Origin of the sequence: Pseudomonas edaphica (assembly GCF_005863185.1) — a bacterium.
Taxonomy (GTDB): domain Bacteria; phylum Pseudomonadota; class Gammaproteobacteria; order Pseudomonadales; family Pseudomonadaceae; genus Aquipseudomonas; species Aquipseudomonas edaphica.
Genome location: NZ_VBVZ01000325.1, coordinates 1 through 6,981, shown reverse-complemented (window position 1 = coordinate 6,981; position 6,981 = coordinate 1). Strand labels below are relative to the sequence as shown.

6 protein-coding genes are annotated in these 6,981 nt (G+C 61.7%); 4 read left to right on the top strand and 2 right to left on the bottom strand.

Features of this window, described 5'->3' with window-relative positions; translation table 11 throughout:
- Window positions 1-60: 60 nt before the first annotated feature.
- Both FEM54_RS20175 and FEM54_RS20170 read right to left on the bottom strand, forming a co-directional pair.
- Entirely contained in the window at window positions 61-855 is a 795-nt protein-coding gene (locus tag FEM54_RS20175; RefSeq protein ID WP_058421580.1) for a class II aldolase/adducin family protein, read from the bottom strand.
- Window positions 856-1,098: 243 nt separating this feature from the next.
- Window positions 1,099-2,004 carry a LysR family transcriptional regulator gene (locus FEM54_RS20170; protein WP_017137765.1) on the bottom strand — a complete coding sequence of 302 codons (906 nt, stop codon included), beginning with the start codon at window positions 2,002-2,004 and terminating at the stop codon, window positions 1,099-1,101.
- A 225-nt stretch (window positions 2,005-2,229) separates the two neighbouring features.
- Here FEM54_RS20170 and FEM54_RS20165 point away from each other — a divergent pair, with 225 nt between their 5' ends.
- The 4 genes from FEM54_RS20165 (at window position 2,230) to FEM54_RS20150 (ending at window position 6,850) form a co-directional block, all read left to right on the top strand.
- The gene (locus FEM54_RS20165) at window positions 2,230-2,841 is read left to right on the top strand and encodes a cysteine dioxygenase family protein (RefSeq protein ID WP_017137764.1); all 612 of its coding nucleotides are present in this window, start codon (window positions 2,230-2,232) and stop codon (window positions 2,839-2,841) included.
- On the top strand, window positions 2,838-4,421 hold the full coding sequence (locus FEM54_RS20160; protein WP_138452649.1) for a rhodanese-related sulfurtransferase: 1,584 nt from the start codon (window positions 2,838-2,840) through the stop codon (window positions 4,419-4,421). Before FEM54_RS20165 ends, FEM54_RS20160 begins: the two co-directional genes overlap by 4 nt.
- Window positions 4,422-4,520: 99 nt before the next feature.
- Window positions 4,521-5,495 carry an ABC transporter substrate-binding protein gene (locus tag FEM54_RS20155; RefSeq protein WP_138452647.1) on the top strand — a complete coding sequence of 325 codons (975 nt, stop codon included), beginning with the start codon at window positions 4,521-4,523 and terminating at the stop codon, window positions 5,493-5,495.
- Between the two features lie 14 nt (window positions 5,496-5,509).
- Window positions 5,510-6,850, top strand: coding sequence for an LLM class flavin-dependent oxidoreductase (locus FEM54_RS20150; RefSeq protein ID WP_138452645.1), 1,341 nt, complete (start codon window positions 5,510-5,512; stop codon window positions 6,848-6,850).
- Window positions 6,851-6,981: the final 131 nt, after the last annotated feature.

The following is a 6,981-nucleotide window of genomic DNA, read 5'->3' as shown; positions in this document are numbered from 1 at the left end:
CTGAGACACCGCCATCGCAGGCAAGCCAGCTCCCACAGGAGTTTGGCGTCAAGCATGGGTTCAGTTTTTGTAGTCGGTATCCGTACGCTCCAACTGCCGAATCAACGCATTCCAATGCCGCGCCACACCCGGCCCTGCGCCATTGCTGAACACCTTGGCCTGCTCCTCCACCTTGGCCACCACCTCTGCCGGCGGGAAGACAAGCTCGGCATTGCCGCCTGCCTGCGCCGCGATCTGGATATTGCACGCGCGCTCCAGCCCTTGCAGTTGCTGGAAGGCGTGTTCCACGCTGATACCGGCAGTCAACAGCCCATGGTTACGCAAAATCATCACACTCTTATCGCCCAGGTCAGCCACCAAGCGCTCGCGCTCATCCAGGTCCAACGCCACGCCTTCATAACCGTGGTACGCCACGCGCCCGGAGAACGCGATGGCGTGCTGGGAGATCGGCAGCAGGCCATCCTTCTGTGCCGACACCGCAATGCCGTCACGCGTATGGGTGTGCAGCACCGCTTGCAGGTCATGACGCGCGCCGTGGATGGCGCTGTGGATCACGTAACCTGCGTAGTTGATACCCAGGCCGGTCGGGTCGTCGACAATCGTGCCGTCGAGGTCGACCTTGACCAGGTTGGAGGCGTTGATTTCATCGAACAACAGCCCGTAGGCGTTGATCAGGAAATGCTCATCCGGCCCCGGCACACGGGCGGAGAAGTGCGTGTAGATGTGATCGGTCCACTTATACAGCGCCGCCAGCCGATAGGCCGCCGCCAGCTTGACGCGCACCTCCCACTCTTCTGGCGTGACACGCTGGCGGACGTTGCTGGAAACACTGGAAAGCGAGGTGACGCTGCTCATGGCAAAACTTCCTGGATGGCCTTAAGGACTTCCAGTCAGCCTAGGGGATGGCCAAAAATAATAAAAAGCACATTTTAATCTAAGCTAATTATTATTTTTTTTTATAAAAATAACCGACTACCGCATAGATAGCTCCCACGCTCCGCGTGGGAATTCAGCCCTGGACGCTCCGCGTCCCAAAGCGTGACGCAGAGCGCCACAAGAGGCATTCCCACGCAGAGCGTGGGAACGATCAGTCTGCACTCACGCAGCGTTGCGAATCTTGTGTAACGAGGCCGCCACCAGCGTCCCAAACGCATCCACCGGCCCTTGCAGGTTGCCCAGGAAGTGCGGGTAGATCAGCCACAAATCCATCACCGGTTTGAAGTCCTTGAGCGGCACCACCGCCAGTTGCTCAAGGTGCGCACTGCGCTCCAGCAGCGGCCGCGGCACCAGCCCCAGGCCCAGGCCGTCCGCCACCAGGCCCAGTTGCAACTCAGTGCCAAAGGTTTCCAGGTTCACTCGCAGCGCCAAACCCTGGTCGGACAAGGTGCGCTGCAACCCGGCACGAAAACCACAGCCATCCGGGTTGAGAATCCAGCCGCCCTGGTACACATCAGCCAACTTGCAGGGCTTTTTCGGCAACTGTGCCTTGGCACACACCACCACCAACTCCATCTTGCCGATGGACTCGCCGACAATGTTGTCCGGGAAGATCTTGCCCGCCGGGAACAACGCCACCGCCGCATCCAGCTCGCCGCGCTCGATCTTGCCGACCAGTTGGCTGCCCCACCCCGTGGCAACCTGGGCGCGCAAGTCGGGGTATTCGCTGCGCAGGTGCTTGAGTGCATCCAGCAGCACCACATCGCCGATGGTCTGCGGCACGCCCAGGCGCAACACGCCGGTGGGCGGCGCATCGGTGGCCACCAGCTCACGCAGGGCATCCATCTCGCGCAGGATCAACCGGCATTGTTCATACACCCGCGTGCCGATCAGCGTAGGTTTGAGCGGCTTGGTGTTGCGGTCGAAAAGCTCCACGCCCAGCGCCTGCTCGAAGTTCTGCACGCGGCGGGTGATGGCCGGCTGAGTCAATTGCAACGACTCGGCGGCGTGGCTGATGGACTGGCAACGAATCACTTCGACAAAGGCATCGATATCGTCAATTTTCATTTGGGCCGCACATAGAGAACAGTCATTAAGATGTGTGGCAAGCATAGTTGCCACACGGCGGTCTGGATAGCCTGCGCTGTGATCGATAACGTCTAACGCTATTCAGACCGGTTCTAAATTACCTAAAGCTATAAGCTAATCATTAAAAAATAGCATATTAACTATAAACATTATGCTTATATAAACCCATCAAGCCATCCCCATAACCGCCATGATGGAATTGCCATGACCCAGTCCCGACACCCCGAAAGACTCAGAGCCTTTATAGGCGCCCTGGCGGAACTGATCGACGGCAACCCGCGCGAAGGCGACCTGTTGCACCGTGGCGGCAAGCTGTTGGCGCAACTGGTCAGCCATGACGACTGGCTGCCCGACGAGTACGCCCAACCGGATCCCGAGCGCTACCAGCAATTTTTGCTGCATGCCGATTCGCGCCAGCGTTTCAGCATCGTCAGCTTTGTCTGGGGGCCGGGCCAGCGCACGCCGATTCACGACCATCGGGTGTGGGGCCTGATCGGCATGTTGCGTGGTGCAGAGTTCTCCCAGGGTTTTGAGCGTGCGCCGGATGGCAGCCTGGTGGCCGAAGGCACACCGGTTCAACTGCTGCCCGGCCAGGTTGAGGCGGTGTCGCCCAAAATCGGCGATATCCATCAGGTCAGCAATGCCCACAGCGACCAGGTGTCGATCAGCATTCACGTGTACGGCGCCAATATTGGTGCCGTGCGCCGTGCGGTGTATCAGCCCGACGGCAGCGAGAAACTGTTTATCTCCGGTTATTCCAACGCCTACCTCCCGAATATCTGGGATTTGTCCAAAGAAAAGAGCCCTGCCCTATGACCACCGTATCGAACCACAGCTTCGCCCAGATTCGCCAGGCCCTGTTGGACCGTGAAGAAGTCGCCTTGGTCGACGTGCGCGAAGAAGCGCTCTTTGCCGAGTCGCACCCGCTGTTCGCTGCGAATATCCCGCTGTCCAAGCTGGAGCTGGAGGTGTATGCGCGCATTCCCCGTCGCGATACCCAAGTGACGGTCTATGACAATGGCGAAGGGTTGGCCGAACGTGCCGCCGCACGCCTGGTTGCGTTGGGCTACACCCAGGTCAGCTTGCTCGAAGGTGGCCTGGACGGTTGGCGCCGCGCCGGTGGCGAGCTGTTTATCGACGTCAACGTACCGAGCAAAGCCTTCGGCGAGTTGGTTGAGAGTGAGCGCCACACGCCCTCCTTGGCCGCCGAAGAAGTGCAGGCGCTGCTCGACAGCCAGGCCGATGTGGTGGTGCTCGACGCGCGCCGCTTCGACGAATACCAGACCATGAGCATTCCTACCGGCATCAGTGTGCCGGGTGCCGAACTGGTGCTACGCGCCCGTGAACTGGCACCGGACCCGGCCACCCGTATCATCGTCAACTGCGCCGGGCGCACCCGCAGCATTATCGGCACGCAGTCGCTGATCAACTCAGGCATCGCCAACCCGGTGTCGGCACTGCGTAACGGCACTATCGGCTGGACCCTGGCCGGGCAGAAACTCGCCCATGGCCAAGCGCGCCGCTTTGCGCCGACCCGCGAAGAACACCGCCAGATCGCCGCACGGGATGCGCGCCGGGTGGCCGACAAGGCGCGGGTTGGCCGCGCCACGCTCGCCGACCTGCAACGCTGGCAGCAAGAACCCAAGCGCACCACGTACCTGTTCGATGTGCGCACGCCGGAGGAATTCGAAGCCGGCCATCTGCCGGGCGCGCGCTCCACACCCGGCGGCCAGCTGGTGCAGGAAACCGACCATGTGGCCAGCGTGCGCGGAGCGCGCTTGGTGCTGGCCGATGACGACGGCGTGCGGGCGAACATGTCCGCCTCATGGCTCGCGCAATTGGGCTGGGAGGTGTACGTGCTGGACGACCTGCAAGCGGCGAACTTCAGCGAACAAGGCGCCTGGGTAGCGCCGGTCCCGGCACCCTTGCAGGCCGAACTGATCAGCCCCCACACCCTTGCCGAGTGGCTACCCCATGGCGACACGGCGGTGCTGGATTTCACCCCCAGCGTCAACTACGTCAAACGCCATATCCCCGGTGCCTTCTGGGTCTTGCGTGCGCAATTGGCCAACGCACTGGCCAAGGTGCCGCCTGCCGAACGTTATGTGCTGACCTGCGGCACCAGCCAACTGGCGCGCCTGGCAGTCGCCGAGGTCGAAGCCATCACCGGCAAGCCGGTGTTCCTGCTGCAAGGGGGCACGCTTAACTGGATCGCCGAAAAACTGCCACTGGAAGAAGGCGAGACCCATCTCGCGTCACCGCGTATCGACCGCTATCGCCGCCCGTACGAAGGCACCGACAGCCCGAAGGAAGCCATGCAGGCGTATCTGGACTGGGAATTCGGCCTGGTCGACCAATTGGCGCGCGATGGCACCCACGGTTTCTACGTGATCTGAACCACCTTCACGCCTGCCCCACACCGGGGCAGGCCGCACCGACCCCTTGCCAGGCGGAGGTAACCCACACTTTTTCAATTTGCCTGGGATTTATCCATCATGGTCTTTAGCACGCCCTTCAAACACCTGCTGCTGAGCAGCGCCCTGGCCCTCGGCCTGATCAGCACTGCACACGCCGCCGACCTGCAACCGCTGCGGGTGGCCAACCAGAAATCCACGATCAAGGCGCTGCTGGAAGCCTCTGGCGAAACCAAAAACGTGCCCTATCAGATCCAGTGGTCGGAGTTCCCTTCCGCCTCGCCGCTGGGCGAAGCCCTGAACGCAGGTGCCGTCGATATCGGCGCCCTCGGCGATGCGCCGTATGTGTTCGCCTTGGGCGCCGGGGCCGCGCTCAAGGTGGTCAGCATCATCCACGCCGAAGGGCGCAACACCACCGCCCTGGTGGTGCCCAAGGACTCGCCGATCAAGACGGCCGCCGACCTCAAGGGCAAGAAAATCGTCACCGGGCGCGGCTCCATCGGGCACTACCTGGCGATCAGGGCCTTGGCCAGCGCAGGCCTGACGACCAAGGATGTGCAATTCATTTTCCTGCTGCCCGCTGAATCCCGGCTGGTACTCGATAACGGCACCGTTGATGCCTGGGCCACTTGGGATCCCTACACCACGGTGGTCACCTCACAAAGCCACGCCCGCGTCCTGGTCAGCGGCAAACAGTTGTTGAGCAACCACCTGTATTTCGCCGCCACCAGCCAGGCCATCGCCAACAAACGCCCGCAACTGGATGACTTCGTGGCCCGCGTCGACCGTGCCTACGCCTGGGCCAACACACACCCGGATGAATACGCCGCTGCCCAAGCCAAAATTACCGGCCTGCCCTTGGCGGTGCACCTGGAGGTGGCCAAAGACACGCAACTGAACCCCGTGGTGATTGACGACAGCGTGATCAAGGGCCTGCAAGCCACCGCCGACACCTATCAGCAAGAAGGCCTGCTGCCCAAGCGCATCGACGTGTCCCAGGGTTTCGACACCAGCTTTAACGCCGAACGTTTTCCCACTTCCCAAGCATCGCGCTAAGCAAGGAGCCGCATATGAGCACGCCACGTCATCTGAAACTGGGCGCTATGGTCCACGGTGTCGGTCACGGCTGGGGCGAATGGCGCCATCCGCAGGCGCAACCGAATGCCAGTACCAACTTTGGCTTCTACAAACAGCAGGCCGAGTTGGCCGAAAGCGCCAAGTTCGACTTCGTGTTTATCGCCGACAGCCTGCACATTCACGCCAAATCCAGCCCGCACTACCTCAACCGTTTCGAGCCGCTGACCCTTCTCTCGGCCCTTGCCGCGTTGACCACCCACATCGGCCTGGTCGCCACCGTGACCGTCAGCTACACCGAGCCCTACCAGGTGGCGCGCCAGTTCGCCTCTTTGGACCATATCAGCGGCGGCCGCGCCGGCTGGAACGTGGTCACCTCCTGGCTGAGCGGCACCGCCGACAACTTCGGCAAAGCCGAGCACCCGCCCCACGCCGTGCGCTACCGCATCGCCAAGGAACACTTGAACGTGGTCAAGGGCCTGTGGGATTCCTGGGAAGACGACGCCTTTGCCTACAACAAGCAGAGCGGCGAATTTTTCACCCCCGACAAGCTGCACGCGCTGAACCACAAGGGCGAGTTTTTCTCGGTCAAAGGCCCGCTGAACATCGCCCGCTCGCGTCAGGGCCAGCCGGTGATTTTCCAGGCGGGCACCTCTGAAGATGGGCGCAACTTTGCCGCTGAGCATTCCGATGCGATTTTTGTGCATGTTGAGACGATCGAAGAAGCCAAGGCTTACTCGGCTGATTTGAAACGCCGCGCCAAGGGTTTTGGCCGTGATGCGGGCAGCCTGTCGATTTTGCCGGGCATTCGTCCGATTGTCGGGCGCGATGCTGCCGAGGTGGAAAGCCGCTATCAGCAGGCCGTGGATCTGGTCACCGTCGAAGATGCGATTGTGGCGCTGGGCCGCCCCTTCAACGACCACAACTTCAGCCAATACCCATTGGACGAACCCTTCCCGGAACTTGGCGACCTGGGCAGCAACAGCCAGAAAGGCGGTTCTGACCGTATCAAGCAACTGGCCAGGGACGAAGGCCTGACCCTGCGCGAAGTGGCCTTGCGCTTTTCGCGGCCCAAGCGCGAGTTTGTCGGCACTCCGGACCAGGTTGCCGATGCCATCCAAACCTGGTTCGAGTCCGGCGCCAGCGACGGTTTCATCATCAACTCGGTACTGCCCGATGGCTTGCAGTACTTCACCGAACTGGTGGTGCCAGTGCTGCAACAACGCGGGCTGTTTCGCAGCGAATACAGCGGCCAGACCTTGCGCGACAACCTGGGGCTGGAGGTGCCGACCAATCGGTACAGCGAAGTGGAAGTGCAACAGGAAGCGCTGGCATGAGTGAACCTCTCAACCGACCAGCCAAGGTGGGAGCTGGCTTGCCTGCGATAGCGGTCTCTGGGCCTGCCTTGCGGGTGGCTGATACACCGCCTTCGCAGGCAAGCCAGCTCCCACAAGGGCCGGCGCAATTC

Bases quoted from the DNA above. Each gene is read 5' to 3' on its own strand.
- FEM54_RS20150 (WP_138452645.1), top strand. From the start codon at position 5,510: ATGAGCACGCCACGTCATCTGAAACTGGGCGCTATGGTCCACGGTGTC.
- FEM54_RS20175 (WP_058421580.1), bottom strand. From the start codon at position 855: ATGAGCAGCGTCACCTCGCTTTCCAGTGTTTCCAGCAACGTCCGCCAG.
- FEM54_RS20160 (WP_138452649.1), top strand. From the start codon at position 2,838: ATGACCACCGTATCGAACCACAGCTTCGCCCAGATTCGCCAGGCCCTG.
- FEM54_RS20155 (WP_138452647.1), top strand. From the start codon at position 4,521: ATGGTCTTTAGCACGCCCTTCAAACACCTGCTGCTGAGCAGCGCCCTG.
- FEM54_RS20170 (WP_017137765.1), bottom strand. From the start codon at position 2,004: ATGAAAATTGACGATATCGATGCCTTTGTCGAAGTGATTCGTTGCCAG.
- FEM54_RS20165 (WP_017137764.1), top strand. From the start codon at position 2,230: ATGACCCAGTCCCGACACCCCGAAAGACTCAGAGCCTTTATAGGCGCC.